Origin of the sequence: Brevibacillus invocatus, assembly GCF_003710915.1 — a bacterium.
In the GTDB taxonomy this organism is placed as follows: Bacteria; Bacillota; Bacilli; order Brevibacillales; family Brevibacillaceae; genus Brevibacillus; species Brevibacillus invocatus.
Genome location: NZ_RHHR01000045.1, coordinates 68,716 through 86,359 on the forward strand (window position 1 = coordinate 68,716; position 17,644 = coordinate 86,359).

The 17,644-nt window shown below is 48.6% G+C and carries 17 protein-coding genes and 15 tRNA genes; 5 read left to right on the forward strand and 27 right to left on the reverse strand.

Translation table 11 applies throughout. The features are described 5' to 3' along the window. Positions 1-6 precede the first annotated feature (6 nt). The 3 genes from tpx to EDM52_RS21050 form a co-directional block, all read right to left on the reverse strand. On the reverse strand, positions 7-525 hold the full coding sequence (tpx, locus tag EDM52_RS21040) for a thiol peroxidase (RefSeq protein WP_122910912.1): 519 nt from the start codon (positions 523-525) through the stop codon (positions 7-9). An 87-nt stretch (positions 526-612) separates the two neighbouring features. Beyond that, the gene (locus tag EDM52_RS21045; RefSeq protein ID WP_122910913.1) at positions 613-1,146 is read right to left on the reverse strand and encodes a hypothetical protein; all 534 of its coding nucleotides are present in this window, start codon (positions 1,144-1,146) and stop codon (positions 613-615) included. A 50-nt stretch (positions 1,147-1,196) separates the two neighbouring features. Further along, positions 1,197-1,628 (reverse strand): gamma-glutamylcyclotransferase family protein, encoded by a 432-nt coding sequence (locus tag EDM52_RS21050; RefSeq protein WP_122910914.1) that lies wholly within the window; start codon positions 1,626-1,628, stop codon positions 1,197-1,199. A gap of 117 nt (positions 1,629-1,745) precedes the next feature. On the opposite strand from EDM52_RS21050, the gene pyc reads away from it, so the two are divergent. Together pyc and fliD are read left to right on the forward strand one after the other, a co-directional pair. Beyond that, complete coding sequence (gene pyc, locus EDM52_RS21055; protein WP_122910915.1) at positions 1,746-5,192, forward strand: pyruvate carboxylase; 3,447 nt, start codon at positions 1,746-1,748, stop codon at positions 5,190-5,192. A gap of 53 nt (positions 5,193-5,245) precedes the next feature. Further along, positions 5,246-6,496: a flagellar filament capping protein FliD gene (fliD, locus tag EDM52_RS21060; RefSeq protein ID WP_122910916.1), complete on the forward strand. Its 1,251-nt coding sequence runs from the start codon at positions 5,246-5,248 to the stop codon at positions 6,494-6,496. 95 nt (positions 6,497-6,591) lie between these two features. Here fliD and ytfJ read toward each other — a convergent pair whose 3' ends face one another. Beyond that, a complete protein-coding gene (ytfJ, locus tag EDM52_RS21065; protein WP_122910917.1) occupies positions 6,592-7,050 on the reverse strand; it encodes a GerW family sporulation protein in 459 nt (152 codons plus the stop codon). A 174-nt stretch (positions 7,051-7,224) separates the two neighbouring features. Here ytfJ and EDM52_RS21070 point away from each other — a divergent pair, with 174 nt between their 5' ends. Together EDM52_RS21070 and EDM52_RS21075 are read left to right on the forward strand one after the other, a co-directional pair. Further along, complete coding sequence (locus tag EDM52_RS21070) at positions 7,225-7,527, forward strand: S-layer homology domain-containing protein (protein WP_122910918.1); 303 nt, start codon at positions 7,225-7,227, stop codon at positions 7,525-7,527. Further along, positions 7,524-7,736 (forward strand): hypothetical protein, encoded by a 213-nt coding sequence (locus EDM52_RS21075; protein ID WP_122910919.1) that lies wholly within the window; start codon positions 7,524-7,526, stop codon positions 7,734-7,736. Before EDM52_RS21070 ends, EDM52_RS21075 begins: the two co-directional genes overlap by 4 nt. A 247-nt stretch (positions 7,737-7,983) precedes the next feature. Here the strand turns inward: EDM52_RS21075 and EDM52_RS21080 are convergent, their stop codons facing one another. From EDM52_RS21080 to EDM52_RS21115, 8 genes are all read right to left on the reverse strand, one after another. Continuing rightward, entirely contained in the window at positions 7,984-8,649 is a 666-nt protein-coding gene (locus EDM52_RS21080) for a DUF2953 domain-containing protein (RefSeq protein ID WP_245997227.1), read from the reverse strand. A 74-nt stretch (positions 8,650-8,723) separates the two neighbouring features. Continuing rightward, positions 8,724-9,692 (reverse strand): S-layer homology domain-containing protein, encoded by a 969-nt coding sequence (locus tag EDM52_RS21085; RefSeq protein WP_122910920.1) that lies wholly within the window; start codon positions 9,690-9,692, stop codon positions 8,724-8,726. A gap of 168 nt (positions 9,693-9,860) precedes the next feature. After that, positions 9,861-10,514 (reverse strand): spore cortex-lytic enzyme, encoded by a 654-nt coding sequence (gene sleB / locus EDM52_RS21090; protein WP_122910921.1) that lies wholly within the window; start codon positions 10,512-10,514, stop codon positions 9,861-9,863. 161 nt (positions 10,515-10,675) lie between these two features. Continuing rightward, complete coding sequence (locus EDM52_RS21095) at positions 10,676-11,020, reverse strand: hypothetical protein (RefSeq protein WP_122910922.1); 345 nt, start codon at positions 11,018-11,020, stop codon at positions 10,676-10,678. Between the two features lie 421 nt (positions 11,021-11,441). Beyond that, on the reverse strand, positions 11,442-11,645 hold the full coding sequence (locus EDM52_RS21100) for an alpha/beta-type small acid-soluble spore protein (protein ID WP_122910923.1): 204 nt from the start codon (positions 11,643-11,645) through the stop codon (positions 11,442-11,444). Between the two features lie 96 nt (positions 11,646-11,741). Continuing rightward, positions 11,742-12,866, reverse strand: coding sequence for an MGDG synthase family glycosyltransferase (locus EDM52_RS21105; protein WP_122910924.1), 1,125 nt, complete (start codon positions 12,864-12,866; stop codon positions 11,742-11,744). After that, the gene (locus tag EDM52_RS21110; RefSeq protein ID WP_122910925.1) at positions 12,866-13,453 is read right to left on the reverse strand and encodes a YkoP family protein; all 588 of its coding nucleotides are present in this window, start codon (positions 13,451-13,453) and stop codon (positions 12,866-12,868) included. The genes EDM52_RS21105 and EDM52_RS21110 overlap by 1 nt, the downstream gene beginning before the upstream one ends. 62 nt (positions 13,454-13,515) lie before the next feature. Further along, positions 13,516-14,166: a TerC family protein gene (locus EDM52_RS21115; protein WP_122910926.1), complete on the reverse strand. Its 651-nt coding sequence runs from the start codon at positions 14,164-14,166 to the stop codon at positions 13,516-13,518. Between the two features lie 211 nt (positions 14,167-14,377). On the opposite strand from EDM52_RS21115, the gene EDM52_RS21120 reads away from it, so the two are divergent. Further along, complete coding sequence (locus EDM52_RS21120; RefSeq protein ID WP_122910927.1) at positions 14,378-15,523, forward strand: sensor histidine kinase; 1,146 nt, start codon at positions 14,378-14,380, stop codon at positions 15,521-15,523. A gap of 322 nt (positions 15,524-15,845) precedes the next feature. Here the strand turns inward: EDM52_RS21120 and EDM52_RS21125 are convergent. The 15 genes from EDM52_RS21125 to EDM52_RS21195 all read right to left on the reverse strand — a co-directional run bounded on the left by EDM52_RS21125 (position 15,846) and on the right by EDM52_RS21195 (position 17,613). Next, positions 15,846-15,919, reverse strand: a tRNA-Gly gene (locus EDM52_RS21125). A 14-nt stretch (positions 15,920-15,933) separates the two neighbouring features. After that, positions 15,934-16,021, reverse strand: a tRNA-Leu gene (locus tag EDM52_RS21130). Positions 16,022-16,048: 27 nt separating this feature from the next. Beyond that, a tRNA-Pro gene (locus EDM52_RS21135) sits at positions 16,049-16,125 on the reverse strand. A gap of 34 nt (positions 16,126-16,159) precedes the next feature. Beyond that, a tRNA-Arg gene (locus tag EDM52_RS21140) sits at positions 16,160-16,236 on the reverse strand. 6 nt (positions 16,237-16,242) lie between these two features. Continuing rightward, a tRNA-Gly gene (locus EDM52_RS21145) sits at positions 16,243-16,318 on the reverse strand. A 20-nt stretch (positions 16,319-16,338) separates the two neighbouring features. Then, positions 16,339-16,425, reverse strand: a tRNA-Leu gene (locus EDM52_RS21150). A gap of 62 nt (positions 16,426-16,487) precedes the next feature. After that, positions 16,488-16,563: transfer RNA gene (locus tag EDM52_RS21155), tRNA-Lys, on the reverse strand. Between the two features lie 8 nt (positions 16,564-16,571). Continuing rightward, a tRNA-Tyr gene (locus tag EDM52_RS21160) sits at positions 16,572-16,656 on the reverse strand. A 7-nt stretch (positions 16,657-16,663) separates the two neighbouring features. Beyond that, a tRNA-Thr gene (locus EDM52_RS21165) sits at positions 16,664-16,739 on the reverse strand. A 102-nt stretch (positions 16,740-16,841) separates the two neighbouring features. Continuing rightward, a tRNA-Asp gene (locus tag EDM52_RS21170) sits at positions 16,842-16,918 on the reverse strand. A gap of 73 nt (positions 16,919-16,991) precedes the next feature. Then, positions 16,992-17,068 (reverse strand) — tRNA-Met (locus EDM52_RS21175). A gap of 136 nt (positions 17,069-17,204) precedes the next feature. Then, positions 17,205-17,280, reverse strand: a tRNA-Val gene (locus EDM52_RS21180). An 85-nt stretch (positions 17,281-17,365) separates the two neighbouring features. Further along, positions 17,366-17,442, reverse strand: a tRNA-Glu gene (locus tag EDM52_RS21185). 18 nt (positions 17,443-17,460) lie between these two features. Continuing rightward, positions 17,461-17,536 (reverse strand) — tRNA-Thr (locus EDM52_RS21190). Position 17,537: 1 nt separating this feature from the next. Next, positions 17,538-17,613 (reverse strand) — tRNA-Asn (locus tag EDM52_RS21195). Positions 17,614-17,644 lie beyond the last annotated feature (31 nt).

The window sequence follows — 17,644 nt, forward strand, 5'->3', positions numbered from 1 at the left end:
CTTGGCTTACTTCGCAGCTTGAGCAGCTGCAATCGCCGCTTCGTAGTTCGGATGCTCGCCAGCAGCCGGTACATACTCGGCATAAACCACTTTATCGTTTGCGTCCACCACGAATACTGCGCGGGACAGCAGACGGAATTCCTTGATCAATACGCCATAGGCAGTACCGAAGGACAGGTCTTTGTAATCAGAAACCGTTTGTACTTTTTCGATGCCTGCAGCACCGCACCAGCGTTTTTGGCCAAATGGCAGGTCAACAGATACCGTCAGGATGGTTACGCCATCCAGTTTCGCTGCTTCTTCGTTGAAACGGCGAGTTTGTGCATCGCATACGCCTGTATCCAAGGAAGGGACTACGGAGATGATGCGAACCGTTCCTTTGGAATCAGCCAGAGAAACAGCAGACAAGTCGTTCGCAACTACAGTGAAATCTGGAGCGGTATCTCCTACTTTGATTTCAGGACCAACCAGTGTAACAGGTCCTTTGAATTGAAATGCGCCTTGGCGCTCTACAGCAGTTGTCATGATTTCTTCCTCCTCACCAATCTGTTCATATGTACCCTTTCATCATACCCTATCATTCACTTTTTTTCACTATGCCAATAGTAGAAATTACAGGTTTACTTGCACTTTATCCGAGCTCTTCGGCTCCACTTTTACAATTCGCTTTAACTCGTGCTCATATTCCCAGTCCGTTTTCTCATTTAATTCATGACAGCGCATCAAGCCATGATAGAGAGCAAAGAGAAATTGGACATTTTTCAGCTCATAACGATGGCCGTGCGCTTTAGGCAAGACGGTGTTGACGATTTCGATTTGGTAAGTCGCTTTTTCCCGTCTTTTCCGCGTCGGTACGACATACCCCATCTGCTTGAGTACAAAGCCGATGTCAAACGCGCCTTCATCGTCAAAATCAATGGTCTCATCCGATGTGGCCAAACACTCCAGCATCGTTCCAAAGTCCAGCAGATCGTAACAGGCCGGCTTGGGCATGGCCAGGACAGAGCCGTCATTGTTGACGAAGTAGATATGGTCGCGATAGTGGAAAATCAATTCGTCTTCAGGCACTTCATCCGGGAACATCCAGGATGTCGAGGGAATCAACAATCGCCAGATCTGGGCAGGGGTCTCGTTCAGGATTTCCATGACTCAGGACCACTCCTTTCCCCTACCAGTCTTGGCAAAATCATCCTTGACTATTCAGGCTGCTTTCCCCGCATGAAATGAGCCCAATCTCCATCGTGAACGGGTGTGCCCTCTGCTCTGACGTACTTGGCATCTACGTAGCGATAGGCATAGACACGCTGGTCCTCCTGCCCATCAGCCAGCTTGGCCCATACCTCGATCCGCTCGTACTCATTGCGCGGATCATGGGGACCATAATAGGTCTCCAGCTCGTCCAGCTCCGCCAATACAGTCTCGTAATCCTGTGGTTCAAAGCGAAGAATGACGCCTTTTACCATACCATCGCCGTCCAGGATACCGGGATACCCCATCGGCAAATGAAACAGCTCTCCTTTTACTTCAGCCGGAATCGCTTCGTGTTTATACGGCTGCACATAGTTTTCGTAATTCTCCCACCCCGCAAGCAAGGTTCCGTACACAAAAATCGGCAGTTTTGTTTCCATGTTAACACCATCCCGATGAAATTTTGAAAAGGACTGTCTTCTGTAACTATTATTTTGTATATTTACACTATATAAAAAATTCAAAAGTATTTGGAGAGATGAAGGGAGAGAAATTTCATGCTTTCTAAAAAAATCAATCGCTTGCTCGTAGCGAACCGCGGTGAGATCGCCATCCGCATCTTCCGTGCTGCCACTGAATTGGGCATTCGCACGGTCGCTGTCTATTCCGAGCAGGATAACGTTTCCATTCATCGTTTTAAGGCGGATGAATCCTACCTAGTCGGAGCCGGAAAAGGACCGATCGAAGCCTACCTCGACATCGAGAGCATCATCGAGATCGCCAAACGCAACGATATCGATGCCATTCACCCGGGATACGGCTTTCTCGCAGAAAATGCGGAATTCGCCAAGCGCTGTCAGGAAGAAGGAATCATTTTCATTGGTCCTTCTCCCACTCTGATTGAAAAATTTGGGGACAAGGTCGAAGCGCGGCGCATGGCCATTGAGGCCAATATTCCCGTCATCCCGGGAACGCCTGAGCCTATCGAAACCCTTCAGGAAGCGATGCTTTTCGCCAAGGAGTACGGCTACCCGATCATTATCAAAGGTGTATCGGGCGGCGGCGGCCGGGGGATGCGTATCGTGCGCAGCCAAGACGAGCTGCAGGATGCATTGGATCGCGCCCGCTCGGAAGCACGCTCTTCTTTTGGTAATGCCAAAGTCTACCTAGAGCGCTATCTGGAGCAGCCCAAGCACATTGAGGTACAGATTCTGGGCGACCAGCACGGCAATATCGTGCATTTGTTCGAGCGTGACTGCTCCGTGCAGCGCCGCCATCAAAAAGTGGTCGAAGTCGCGCCCAGTCTTTCGCTCGACGACAAGCTGCGCGAGGCGATCTGTCAGGCAGCGCTGACTTTGATGCAAAAAGCTGGCTATGCCAACGCAGGCACCGTAGAGTTCTTACTCACTCCCGATAAACAGTTTTACTTTATTGAAGTCAACCCGCGTATTCAAGTGGAGCACACCATTACCGAATTGATCACCGGCATCGATATCGTTCAAGCACAAATTCGTGTAGCGGAAGGCCATGCCTTGTCCGATGAAGCGATTGGAATTGCCTCTCAGGATGCTATTCAGATGAGCGGCTACGCGATTCAGTGCCGCGTCACCACAGAAGACGCAGAAAACAACTTCCTGCCTGATGCGGGACGCCTTTTGGCTTGGCGCTCTGGCGGAGGCTTTGGAGTAAGGCTGGATGGTGGCAACGGCTATCCGGGAGCCATCATCACACCTTTTTACGATTCCCTGCTTGTAAAAATCTCTACCTACGGGACCAACTTCGATCAGGCTGCTCGCAAAATGCTGCGTACCCTGCGTGAATTCCGGATTCGCGGCGTAAAGACCAATCTCCCGTTCCTGGAGAATGTCGTCACGCATCCTGATTTTCTCAGTGGGGAATACGATACTTCGTTTATCGATACCAAGCCGGAGCTGTTCATCTTCCCGGGTCGTCAGGATCGTGGAACCAAGCTGCTTTCCTACATCGGTGAGACGATCGTAAACGGCTATCCCGGGCTTGCCAACACGGAGAAAAAACCGCATTTTGATACCCCGCGCATTCCGCGGACACCTTTTGCCCAGCCTTATCCAGACGGAACGAAGCAGATTTTGGAGCAGCAAGGAGCGGAAGGGCTGGTACGCTGGATTCAGGAGCAAAAACAAGTCCTGCTGACAGACACCACATTCCGTGATGCTCATCAGTCCTTGTTTGCGACGCGAGTTCGCACCTATGATCTGGCTTCCGTCGCTGAGGCGACTGGCAAGCTCGGTGCCGGACTTTTCTCCCTGGAGATGTGGGGCGGAGCAACCTTTGATACTTCCATGCGGTTCCTGCAGGAATCACCTTGGGAAAGATTGCAAATTTTGCGTGAGCGAATACCCAATGTCTTGTTCCAGATGCTGCTGCGCGGGGCAAACGGAGTCGGCTATACCAATTATCCGGACAATGTCATTCACTCCTTCGTCAAGGCGTCTGCCGAGCAAGGAATTGACGTCTTCCGGATCTTTGACAGCCTGAACTGGCTGCCAGGGATGCAAACGGCCATCGAGGCAGTCTGCAATACCGGCAAGATTGCGGAAGCTGCCATCTGCTACACCGGCGATATTCTCGATCCGTCCAAAACCAAGTACACGCTGGCCTATTACGTCAACCTCGCCAAGGAATTAGAAAAAGCAGGTGCTCACATCCTGGCGATCAAAGATATGGCCGGTCTGCTCAAGCCATATGCCGCCTATGAGCTGGTCCGTGCATTAAAGCAAGAGATCGGGATTCCGATCCATCTGCATACCCACGATACCTCCGGCAACGGCGCAGCCATGCTGCTCAAAGCCATCGAAGCCGGTGTCGACATCGTAGATGCATGCGTCAGCTCCATGTCTGGCCTGACTTCGCAGCCAAGCCTCAATGGCTTGATCGCGACCCTTGCCCATACGGACCGGGATACAGGTCTATCCCTCGATTCCTTCAACAAGCTGTCCGACTATTGGGAGGATGTTCGCCCTTACTACCAAGGCTTTGAAAGCGGCATGAAGTCGAGCAATACAGAAGTATATGTTCATGAAATGCCAGGCGGGCAGTATACCAACCTGGAGCAGCAAGCGAAAGCAGTCGGTCTGGAAGGGCGCTGGGATGAGGTTAAACAGATGTACGCCGTCGTCAACCAAATGTGTGGCGATATTGTCAAAGTAACCCCTTCTTCCAAGGTTGTCGGTGATCTCGCCCTATTCATGGTACAAAATAATCTGACGGAAGAAAACATTTGGGATAAAGGGGAGCGCCTTGATTTCCCTGACTCCGTCATCCAGTTCTTTCAAGGTTACCTGGGTCAGCCTCCAGGAGGCTTCCCGAAACGTTTGCAGGATCTGGTGCTAAAAGGTCGCGATGCCTTTACCGCTCGTCCAGGCGAACTGCTGCCACCAGTCGATTTTGAAAAAGTCGCCGTAGAGCTGGTCGAGAAAATCGGTCGTGAGCCGAATGAATTGGACGTACTTTCCTACATCATGTATCCGCAGGTTTATCTGCAGTACGAGCAGCGTGCGAAAGAGTACGGCGACCTGTCCGTGTTGAATACGCCTACTTTCTTCTACGGATTGCGCCCTGGCGAGGAAACGGCCATTACGATTGAGCGAGGCAAAACCTTGATCATCAAGCTGGTCGCAGTAGGGGAGCTTCACCCTGACGGCAGACGCATCATTTACTTCGAGCTGAATGGACAGCCGCGAGAAATTTTTATCCGTGACCGTTCCGCCCAGATTTCTGAAAAAATACGCCGCAAAGCGGATACCCAGAATTCCGGACACCTGGGAGCCTCTATGCCGGGCAAAGTCTTGAAGGTGTTGATCAGCGAGGGTGACAAAGTGCGCAGAGGCGAGCATTTGCTCGTCAGCGAAGCGATGAAAATGGAGACGACGATTCAGGCTCCGATGGATGGAAAAATCAAGGCCGTCCATGTCAAAGCGGGCGATGCTATTGAAACCGGCGATTTGTTGATTGAAATGGAATGACATTCCTCTATAACGGTAAGTAACGAACGTTATACGTTACGGAGGTGACTTGCATGAGACTGGATCGGGTCAATCATACGCCGTTTAGCCATCGCGTGGGCCGATATCATTTTCAAATGGCGCAGGCGAGACTGAATACGCCTGTCGAACCTGTCTTCACCTACAGTCTGCAGCCCTTTTACGCCAGGCAACAGGAATGGGTAACGGAGCTTTCCCACTCTTTGTCTCGGCTCTACCGCTTTTCTGCTGAATTGGATGAAGCAGCCAGAGAATTTGATCCTGCCCGAAAAAACAGTGCTGTGAACAAGCGCATGGCGATGAGTTCTCATCCGGAGGCTGCTACAGCAAATGCTCTGCCAGAGACAGTGTCTGCGACGTATGAGCTGTCGGTCTACAAGCTGGCGACAGGCCAAACCAATCGCAGCCCATGGGGTCACCGCGATGCTTCCAATCCAGTCCAAGCAGGTCACCAGGAATTCACGCTTTCCATCGGGGAACAGGAGAAAATACTCACTTTGTACTCCGCCCCTTCTGACACCTACGGGAGCGTCCTGCGCCGTATGGCTGCAGCGATCAATCAAAGCCAGATGGGTGTAACTGCGCGCATGGAAACGAACCATGAGCAGCAATCGCTGGTTGTGCAAACAACACTGACCGGGGCAAAACAAGCCTTTACCCTGCGTGACCGAGTTGGCAACAGTATACGGGCATTGGGGCTCCAACAGGCTGAAACGCCTGCTGGAGATGCCGAATTCAGTCTGAACCACCTGCGACAGCACTCTCAAACCAATCAATTTACGATCGAGAATGGGCAAGTACGAGTATCCTTGCATCAGGTGAGCAGAGAGCCTATACGCATCGAAATTGCAAGGGATACCGACCATCTCCTCCAACAAAGCAAAACTCTCGTGCACCGTTACAATCGATTGCTAGCTTTCCTGAACGAGCATCAGGACGTACTCGCAACGCAAAAACTGGATACGTTTCAGCGAGTAGCCCGCGCGGCTGAAGGTCGCCTTCGACCGTTTGGCATAGAGCTTCTCTCCAATGGCGAGCTGTCTCTCAACGAGTCCGCATGGCGCGAAGCTGTAGACATGGATTATGTTGGCTTTACGGATGCGATGAAAGGGTTGACGCGACAGTTTCGCGAAGAGACGCTGCAACTGCAGAAGGCTCCTTTAGGCAGTTACTCTCGCTCTCATGAGGAGACCCAGAGCGACAATCCGTACATCTCGCAATCGTGGTCGAGTCTCCACTATTTGTATACAGCCAAGACAGGTCTGATTCTCGACCTGCTTTGGTAATTGCTCCACCATGACAAAAGAAACAGGTAAGCCAATTCTCCTGGCCTGCCTGTTTCTTTCATGTATCGGAAAAAACGATTTAGTTGGTCGCTTGCTTAACTGCGCTCGATCAAATCCTCGAGATCATGGTCGTCGACTTTGGCTACCACGGTCGTCGATTGGACAGTTGTTTCATCCTTCTTGCTGAAGATCCCTTGCATCTTCTCTACAAATTGCGGCACGGAATCGAGAATGCGGTCGTAGAGATGCGTCGTATTTTCCAAAGGAATGGAGCGAATTCCCTGTTTTCCAACCACTAAAAAAGCAACAGGCGTGATGGAAACACCGCCACCGCTACCGCCGCCAAACGGATAGCCAATCGTTCCGGGGTGATTGTGTTCATACTGAAATTCACTTCCCCCTGCTGCAAATCCAAATCCAACCTTGGAAATCGGAAGAATGACGCTGCCGTCCGGTGTCTCAATGGGGTCGCCAACTATCGTAGACACTTCAACCATGTTAGAGAGTTGCTCCATCGCTGTTCTCATTAGCCCTTGTATTGGATGGTCAGCCATGACATGATACCTCCTGTTTTTTACACACTAAGCTTCTGTTGTTATTCAAGTGGTATCATTCCCAGTTCGCTTCTTTTTGATGAATCATCTTCTCGCAATAGAAAAATGGTTCTATTATAACTAGATCGTATTCGCTGCATATCTGATCTTAACATTCTACCTGGGGGAAATCTTATGAAAAGAACGCTCGTTTCACTCCTGCTTGCCGGGAGCCTGATCTCGGGAACGACGACAACGGTCTTCGCCAATCAAACTTTTCCTGACCTGAATCCAGCATCTCATGGTTGGGCGATGGATTCACTCAGCTTTATGGCGCAAAAAGGCATCGTAAAAGGTGACGAAAAAGGACGCTTCAATCCTGATGCCAAAGTCACCAAGGCCGAGTTCATCACGATGGTGCACAGGCTGTTTGATAAATACAGTCCACCGACATTTGTCGATAGTCAATTCCTAGATGTACCGAAAAATCACAAATGAACTTTGGACATTTTGCCTACTTTACGGAAGCAGATCAGAAATTTGAGCCTGAAAAAACGATGACGAGAATGGGTGCTGTGAACCTGATTCCCGATCTATACGACTTCGTGGAGGATGAAGAAGTGTACAGGATTGTTTCGGGAATGAGCGATCTCAAGGTGATCGTATCTGCTGAAGAATACTCCGACAACCGCTATGACTACTCCTGACGGCACATTCGATGCACAAGATGACTATAGCTATACCGTCAGCGTTAGAGTAGCCTCTCTTCAGAATGCAGGAATCATGACTACTTACAAAGGGGAATTTGAAGCAGCCGCCCCCCTTACCAGAGCTGAAGCCGACGAAGTAATCGACCAGCATGTTTGTCTCCCTATCAAACATCAACGCTGTGGAGCGACCTCCTTGCGTTGATGTTTTTGCTTGAGTCCTCTTCCCGTCCAAAAGCCTCGCGGACTATGCCTCGGTGGGGACAGTCTTCCACTTGCGTCCCCTTTCCTTCCTCAAGCGGAGCAAGATTTTGATCCCAGTCAACAGCACATGGCCCAAGTACAGTCGGAAAACACCGTTCAATTGAGTCTGCAGTAGGGATTGATTCCAAACAAGCTGTACACTCATTTTGGGAATGGTGCGAAAGGAGAGCGTATGCGAAGCGACTCCCACAATCATGCTTTTCACACCCCAGATCATGCCGCTCAGAGCACCCGTTTCATCAGCCTGTCCTGTTCCCATCACTGTGTGCCACTCTAACCGCGTGCAACGAACTGTTTTGAGAAACTGTTTGAAGATGGGCTGCAGGTCTAACACCCTTCTCAACCACTTTTTATATCGTTTGTACCAGGTTTCTACCTGCCGATGGGTCAAGTCAGCCACTTTTTCATCCTTCATTTTCTCCTGCTGTATAGTCTCCTTTTTATACACCAGCTCTGCCCCTTTTTCCGTCTGCGTAATGGCAAGAATGGGTATTTCATACTTTCTTCGTATCAAACGAAACCAGGCTGAGATCTCCATTACCAGGTGATCATTGTCGCCTATTCGCCCGTAAAACAATGTGATTTGCAATGGAGTAACCACCACGATCAGGATCAAGCAGAGTAACGTGAATCCAATCCAGCCCCACAAAAAAATCCCACCCTTTCCACCTTAGTATGAGTGGAAGGGGTGGGAAATATGTCCATTTCTTACCTGAAACTTTATTAATCGAGGACGTATACTTTTACACCCTCCTGCATGCCATGTTTCCTAGCTTCGTCGAGCGAAGGCAGGAACAGGTCGAGATGGTTCTGCTTGACGGCTCCACCGATGTCTGCGGCTACGGCATATCCGTAACCCTCGACATAAAGATGAGTACCTAATGGGATCACTTCCGGATCAACAGCTACAATCCCCTCTCGCAAGGGAAACTCCAGATAGGAGAGCACATCATCTCTGTCATAGCTGTAGGCCGTGGTCTTGACTGTCAACACTTCTCGAAACGGGGTTCCATTTTCGCTCAATACCGGTTTTCCTTCTCGATCCTCCAACAGGTGCAGTGCAGCGTATGTAGCCGCTTCAGCCCTTGTCATCAGCTGCTGGGGTCTTAGTGTTTGGTCAGCGTAGGCACTCATCAGGCCCTTTTGCATCGCATATACCATTGGGCGCTGGTACCGTTCTTGTACCTGGCTGCCATCTGCGTATGCTGCCAAAGCATGTACGGTGGTTGACCAGCTGAACTTGTTTACCTCACCGCTGTCTCCTGTGGCGCGAATGAGGATAGAAGCAAGCTCCTCTCGACTCACGGTAGCCTCAGGCTGGAAATATACTTGGCCGTCCATTTTCTGACCGTGAACCAGGCCCAGACGATAGGCAGCTTCAGCGTAAGGCGCCAACCAGCTGTCTGACGGAATATCTGCAAACGATGAGGAGGTTTCAGCAGAGGGCTTCACCCCCATCGCCAGTATAAACATGGATATCAATTCTTGGCGCGTCACCAAGTCATTGGGTCTGAAATTTTCTCCCTTGCCCAGTGCGCCCGCTATGTATAGCTTTTCAATTTCTTTTTGTGCCCAATGCCCGGAAATATCTGTGTAAGGTGTGGGTGCTTCTGTTGTCGTATTCGCCTCTGCTTTTGGCGTCCACATGACCAATAGGACTGCCATGGAAGCTAGAATGAGCAACTTCTTCATCATCAACCTCCTAGAATGCTTTCTATAAAAACCTTTCCTATTATTTTATTCGATTGCAAGAGAAAAACAATATATAAGATTTACTATCTTCCATCATACTTCTGAACGAAATACAAGAAATAAGCCCTGAATAGGGCGAGTTATTCCGACCATTCAGGGGCTTATGGTTTACTTGGCGAAGATATGTTTCCCGATTTTCTTAATTTGCGGACGACTCCAAATCCATTTGGAGGTTGCTGTATCTGGATTGAAATAATAGATCGCATTTCCTGTAGGGTCCCATCCGCGCACAGCATCCCAAGCTGCCTGATAAGCCGTTTTATTTGGCGTCAACCAGTATTGACCATCGGCAATTGCGGTAAATGCCAGCGGTTCGAAGATAACCCCTTTCACGGTATTCGGAAACAGGTTGGATTGCAGGCGGTTCATGACGACTGCAGCAACCGCTACCTGTCCTTGATACGACTCCCCGCGAGCTTCAGAATACACGAGTTGCGCAAGCATTTGCATTTCTCCACGATTTACAGAAAACTTCTTCAATGCCCGCCAGGTTTTCTCTCCAGCCACGCCATCCACGGAGAGCCCGTAATTTTTCTGGAATTGTCTGACTGCTTGGTAGGTTTTAGGCCCATAGCTGCCATCCAGATCGTCTTGGTAATACCCTAACACCTGCAAGCGATACTGCAAGTCCCACACATCTCCGCTCTGGCTACCCATTTTCAACGTGGGTGCAGCCATTGTCTGCATAGGCAGAACAAATGCGAGAATCACGGTGAGCATCGCGATCAGCAGGGTAGTCAACGTCTTTCGTTGCAACAACATGAACTTCCCCTCCTGAGTACCCATTTTAATGGATGGGGAATGCAGGTTCAATTCAAGCTTTTTGGCAATGTTGCCAGTTCATTCAATGATAAAATGTTCGAGCAACCGCCTTTTCAGGATATCATCTTCTTTGTTGTGAGCCGTCCTTTTGTTTGTGCATTTTATAGTTCTTTTTCTAAGTCATCAATCGTTTTTATTTTAGGAAATGACGTATGCTTGATCACATCCGTTCCTTTATAAACTTTCTGAACTTTGAAGACCCTATCTGTAAATTCTACTTCGTCCACATCGCCATCATTGTCTTCGTTGTTGTTCATATCAACACGTTCCGTTTTTTTTGAGTCAATTACTTTTCCTTTTACGATTACTGGAGCTTCTTTTTTTAAATCTTCCATTGAATATTTTGCTGAATGAAATACGACTTTGGTTGTTGTTTTGGAGTTATCTTCGGAAAATTCCGAATCACTTGCGATTAATTTCGATTCGTATTGATCGGAGTATGCCATGATGTTATGTAGGTTACCCCATTTGCATCAACTTCCCTGTAATACCAATCATTTAAACTATTTGTGTTGTACTCTAGGTAAAACGAGCTGTTATTTATGCCATTCCATATCGATGCCGCAGAGTCAATAATGTCGATTTTCGTATTTGAAAAAGTAGAGCTAATATCGTAATCAACAGATGAAACTGGCCATATTTGATCACTAACTAAATGATTGTCACCTACTCCTGCCATAGCATGATTCACTATAAGCCCATTAGTGATTAGTGATGTAAAAAAAACTACAGCATGAAATCTTGTAGAGAGCCAAACATTTTTTTAATTCTTTTCAAAATAAAACTCCCTATGCAACAATTATATTCTATATAAGAAAGGGCTCACATTTCGGAGCCCTTTCTCTTCATCCAAGTATTCTTTTTTACTTAAGCGCGACCAGCCAATTGCTGTTCAGCAAAAGAGACAAGGCGCTTTGTGATTTCTCCACCCACCGAACCGTTCTGACGGGAAGTGGTGTCAGGTCCAAGCTGAACGCCGAATTCAGAAGCGATTTCGTATTTCAGTTGGTCCAAAGCTTGGTTCGCTTGAGGAACCAGAAGGTTGTTGCTGGAACCGTTGTTGTTTGCCATCTCATTTCACCCCCTCGTTGTTAGTAGCTTTAATATGTGTGGAGCGCCGCGGATTCATTCATTTTCTCTTTGTTTTTTCACTTCCAATTTATAGTCTTACAATCTGAGCAGATATTCTACAGCTTCTTGAGTAGATTGAGGACGTCTGATTTGCTCTATACTTGCTGCCATGCGTTGCCAATTGTGTGATTCCCTCAGCTGTTCGACGAAGTTAGCAATCTGTTCTGGTGTATCTGCCCATATTCCAGCCTGATGCTTGAGCAAAAATGCCGTGTTGTGCCGCTCTTGTCCCGGAAGAGGCTGGTACACGATCAGAGGCGTTCGCAAGGCTAAAGCTTCCGCGCAGCTCATGCCCCCTGGTTTGGTGACGTACACATCGGCTGCAATAATCCACTTCCACATGTCTCTTTCATAGCCCCTTATCTCTATCCGATGAGCAGAGCTTGTCCGTTGAAAAGTATCCTTCAGTCGATTATGAAGCGACTGATTGGTTCCAGTGACAACGACGATCTGCAACGGTAACGGACTTTTGGTCAACTGCTTGACGACTAGATCCATTTGTCCGTATCCTCCTTCGCCACCACTGATCAGCACCGTGAATACGTTTGGAGACAGCCCGAGCAGTTCCTTTCCCATACCTTTGTCTACACCAGTGTTCGTGGAAAAGGCGCGACGAATGGGTATCCCATATCCGTGAATCCTACTTTGCTCTACTCCGTATTTGTGGGTTAGCCTCTGTGCTACTTGCTCATGCGCTACGATATAGGTATCGATCTGTGGATGGACCCAAAAGCGATTGACATGATAATCCGTCGGAATGCTGACTAGATGGTAAGGATGCCTTACTCTTTGCTTCGCTTCTGCCAATGCGCTGAGACAATAAGCATGGGTTGCAATCACCACATCCGGCTTCTCTTCATTCAGGATCGCTTCGGTAAGCCGTCCCGATAACCACCAGCCTACTGGCTTTTTTAATGCTGCTCCCCATACGCGTTCTTGCTCGTAAATCCGTTGCCAGACAGGTTGTCCATACCGCAGCATATTGACATAAAAAAAACGAGACAGTTCCCGTAGCACTGGGCTCGCTGTCTCCAAACCTCCCACAATTCGAACAGACTCTACTTCCTGTCTCTCTCTAAGCGCTTCTTCCAGCGCCACAGCAGCCATCTTGTGGCCACTGCCTGCCCACTCCTCCGTCACTAACAAAAACCGCTTGTTCATCATAGTCCTTCACCTGTTGGACTTTGGATCGTTGAACCATAACGGCCTAATAGCTGGTCCTTGGACATGTAGACTCGTTTGAGGGGCATCTCCTGCTTCCAGCTTTGCACCCTGCGCTTGCCTTCAGGATGAATGATTCGAAGCATGAGGCGCAGATACCAGCGCTTGTAACGGAAAAACCAGGTCATTGGCACATCTGAAATGGAAAACCCCAATGGCTCCACACCTTTGTGCAGCATGGTCGTACCCACGATGCCTTTGATCTCTTCCCGCCGTTCCAGTCGTTCTAGATAAGCTGCCAATTTTGGCAATGAGAGCATAATATGCCGACGGAGCAGTAATGCCAGCCTCAGGTCATTCTTAATCCCTTTGCATAATGTAGCATAGTAATAGTTATGAATATGCAGCTTCACGATCAAGTCCCCAGGATTGATGATTCGTTGATCTGAGGTAATCAGTGGTTCACCCCGATACCGCAGGAGTACGATACGAAAAATGTTGTTTCCTTTCTCCACATACCGGAGTCGGGTACAACGCTGATAGATCGAATCCCAATATCCCCATAGCATCAGCAGGCCTGTATTCATCAGCCATCGGATCCTTTCCTACCTTTTTCACTAGTATTCCCCAGAATCTGGCCTTATCTTACCTAAATTCTCCGGAAGCGACCCAAGACCACTACACTACACGCAATCAATATCGCGAGCCATGTGTGATTGAGCAGGAGTGGATTTACCCATTTCCAAATAAATGGATCCTCTAGGCACATATCGATGGCGGTATACACCAGAATTCCTCCGCCCAAAAGGACCAGGCTAGGGAAACGGTTCATCAAACGCGCCACCCAGGCACTTCCCCACATTAACAGCGGGATACTCATAGCAAGCCCAAGTCCGACCAACCACAAATCACCGTGTGCTGCTCCTCCAACCGCAAGGACATTATCCAGACTCATGACAAAATCTGCGACGATGATGGTTTTGACTGCCTGCCCTACGTTATTGCTGTGGGACACGTCTTGTACATCCTCCGTATCCCCAAACATCAATTTTATGGCAATCCATAATAGCAAAAGTCCCCCGACCGCTTTCACCAATGGGATGTCCAGCATCCACGTAGTCATGCCTGTCAGAACGATGCGCAATCCGATCGCCCCAAATGTTCCATATAACACAGCCCTGCCTCTTTCCTTCAAAGGCAATCCTCTGCAAGCCATGCCAATGACGACAGCGTTGTCGCTGCTCAGTACCAAATCGATGAAAAAAATATGCAAGAGACCCAACCAAAAATGGTCCTCCATTGTCTCCTCCTCGTCCATGAAACGTGTCCATTCTACCATATGCGACCCAAATCGGATTAATGCGCGTATATTTTTCCGAATAAAGGCGATTTTCAGCGAATTTTGTAGATAATAACTACCACAAAAAAAACATTTTATTGCGAAATTAGGAGAAATTTACCTTGTATTTTGATACCCTCATCCCTTACGATTTGATATGGGGTGGATAAGTATGGTGGAGACAGTGACACGTAATTTGCAAGATGTTTCTAGCAAGATTCTAGATTTGGCTCCGAGTATTACAACCTTATGGCTTCAAGAAATTGTCTCCAGCATGGAGATAGCAGTCACAATCCCCCGCGACTTCGCGGAAAAACGAACGGTGCTTCTTGCCCGTTACTTAGTCGAAGATGTGAACCTGGACATGCAGACTTGGGCACTTGACCTGGGTGAATGGTTACAGTCCCAGGAATTTCCTTTCTCCTCCATTCTGCGTACTTACCAATTGTATCGAAATGTTTTTTGGCGTATACTCCAACCAAAATTGCAAACATGGTCACTTGCTCCAAAAGATCTACACTATATAGAATCAGAACTCGGCAAAGCAATGGATGAAAGTGTCTTTTGGGCCGTTTATCACTTTGAACAGACGATGAACCGGGAATTGGTACAAAAGGAAGAGACCATCTCATATCTGCACAATGACAAATTAACCATGCTAGGCAAAATCGCTGCTAACATGGCTCATGAGTTGCGTAACCCCCTCTGTGCGATCGAGGGCTTCCTCAAGCTCATCGGTGAATCGACAAAAGAACAAGAACAACTTCAGTCCTACATTCAGGTGGTCATGCACGAATTTGAAAACTTGCATAGACAGCTCACCGGCTTCCTAAGTTTTTCCAAAAAACCGATTCTGGACGAAATTTTCAAGGAAGTTCAATTGGAAAGCTTGCTGGAAGAAGTGGAGCTGCTTATTACACCGAGACTCGTCGGTGAGAATGTTCACTTTGAGAAAGACATTCAAATCTGTACACTTGTCTGTTATGAAGAAGGGCTGAAGCAAGTTCTCGTCAACCTGTTAAACAATGCGATCGATGCCGTTCAAGTACGGACAGTCAAAATGATAGGTGTCAAATCGATTGTTTCGGATGGAACCTTGTTCTTGAGTGTAGAGAACAATGGTGAGATGATTCCACCTGAGATCGTGGAAAGTCTGTTTCACCCGTTCTTTACCACAAAGCAAAATGGGACAGGCATCGGCTTGTCCATCTGTAAAAACATCATCGAAAAGCACAAAGGGACGATTCAGTGCGAATCGAACGAGCATCGTACCAGGTTCCTTGTTTCCCTACCTATTGAACCTGTTATGGAGATGTAACAATACGCTGCTGCATGCAGCCTACGAGAAAATATCACACCCTGAAATCCAGCCTTCTCTTAAGCAGAAGGCTTTTTTATTTCCAAAAGCACTTCGCCGTGCTGCTGGAATAAAAAATGCCCCCTGCAAATACAGGAGGCAAAGCAAGAGATTCGTTACCTGCTAAAAGGGTAAGCGATCCTATTTCTTACTCTACACGAAAACATATGTTTCTACTACTTAAAATGTCAGACATGATTCGACATCGACAAATTGCCTACGAGCATCTGCCCTAGCACAATGAAAAAGGCAGAGATCCGAGAGGTTCTCTGCCTTTATTAGATGGAGCGGGTGATGGGAATCGAACCCACGCGACCAGCTTGGAAGGCTGGGGTTCTACCATTGAACTACACCCGCATATGAGTTGTTTTTGGTGCCGAGGACCGGACTTGAACCGGTACGGGAGAAACTCCCGACAGATTTTAAGTCTGTTGCGTCTGCCCATTCCGCCACCCCGGCAATCATGGTCTACATATGGGCATTACATGGTCGGGAAGACAGGATTCGAACCTGCGACCCCTTGGTCCCAAGCCAAGTACTCTACCAAGCTGAGCTACTTCCCGACTATTTAGATAATCTTTCCTTAAAGAAAAGAAATGGCGTGCCCTGAGAGATTCGAACTCCCGACCTTTTGATTCGTAGTCAAACGCTCTATCCAGCTGAGCTAAGGGCACAGGTTATGGAGCGGACGACGGGTCTCGAACCCGCGACCTTCGCCTTGGCAAGGCGACGCTCTACCAATTGAGCTACATCCGCATGATGATTTAAAAATTATTTGGTGCGGTCGAGAGGACTTGAACCTCCACGGTGTTGCCACCACTAGAACCTGAATCTAGCGCGTCTGCCAATTCCGCCACGACCGCATGTTTACCTGTGAGTTGCTGTCAGCTTTATTCGCTTCCTTCACTCTAAGGTGGGTAAATACTGGTGAGCCATGAAGGACTCGAACCTTCGACCCTCTGATTAAAAGTCAGATGCTCTACCAACTGAGCTAATGGCTCACAATTACTGGTGGGGAGAGACGGATTCGAACCGCCGAACCCAGAGGGAGCAGATTTACAGTCTGCCGCGTTTAGCCACTTCGCTATCTCCCCAAAGCAATGGTGCCGGCGATAGGACTTGAACCCACAACCCCCTGATTACAAGTCAGGTGCTCTACCAATTGAGCTACACCGGCGTACTTATTTAGTGTATCAGATCATTCACAGGAAATCAATGTTTTTCATTTTAACTAAACATTTTCCGTGAATACTTCACTCTGCCTTTTCATAGGTAGAAATGGCGGAGCTGACGGGACTCGAACCCGCGACCTCCGGTGTGACAGACCGGCGTGAACTCCAACTTCACCACAGCTCCATAATGGATCGTACCCAATGAGTACTTTGACTTTCCCTGTGCAAGCCTTAACGACAACCGTACAAGGTAAATTTGGTTGCGGGAGCAGGATTTGAACCTGCGACCTTCGGGTTATGAGCCCGACGAGCTACCGAGCTGCTCCATCCCGCGATAATCAGGACGATTGAGTGTCAGTGTTGCGACGCATAGGATGTGCTAGTGTCGGCGTTGTCAACAGGACGTTGACGTTTTTAGCCGACCCACTAAGGACGTGACGCTTTTAACTGACCTTCCTTGTTCCTATAAATGGTGGAGGCTGACGGGATCGAACCGCCGACCCTCTGCTTGTAAGGCAGATGCTCTCCCAGCTGAGCTAAGCCTCCCTAACCCCAATATGCTGTTGGGGCCCCCGCAAAGTATTCGGTGTTGCTGCAACGCATCCACTTCACTTTGTGGGGTGTTAGATTATGGTGACCCGTAGGGGATTCGAACCCCTGTATGACAGCGTGAAAGGCTGCTGTGTTAAACCGCTTCACCAACGGGCCATATGAGGAAATCACGAATGGTGCTCCCGACAGGAATCGAACCTGCGACCTCTTCCTTACCATGGAAACGCTCTACCGACTGAGCTACAGGAGCGTGGCTCCTCGGGACGGACTCGAACCGCCGACCGATCGGTTAACAGCCGATTGCTCTACCAACTGAGCTACCGAGGAACATTGAAGGAGATTGTTCCTTCAAAACTGG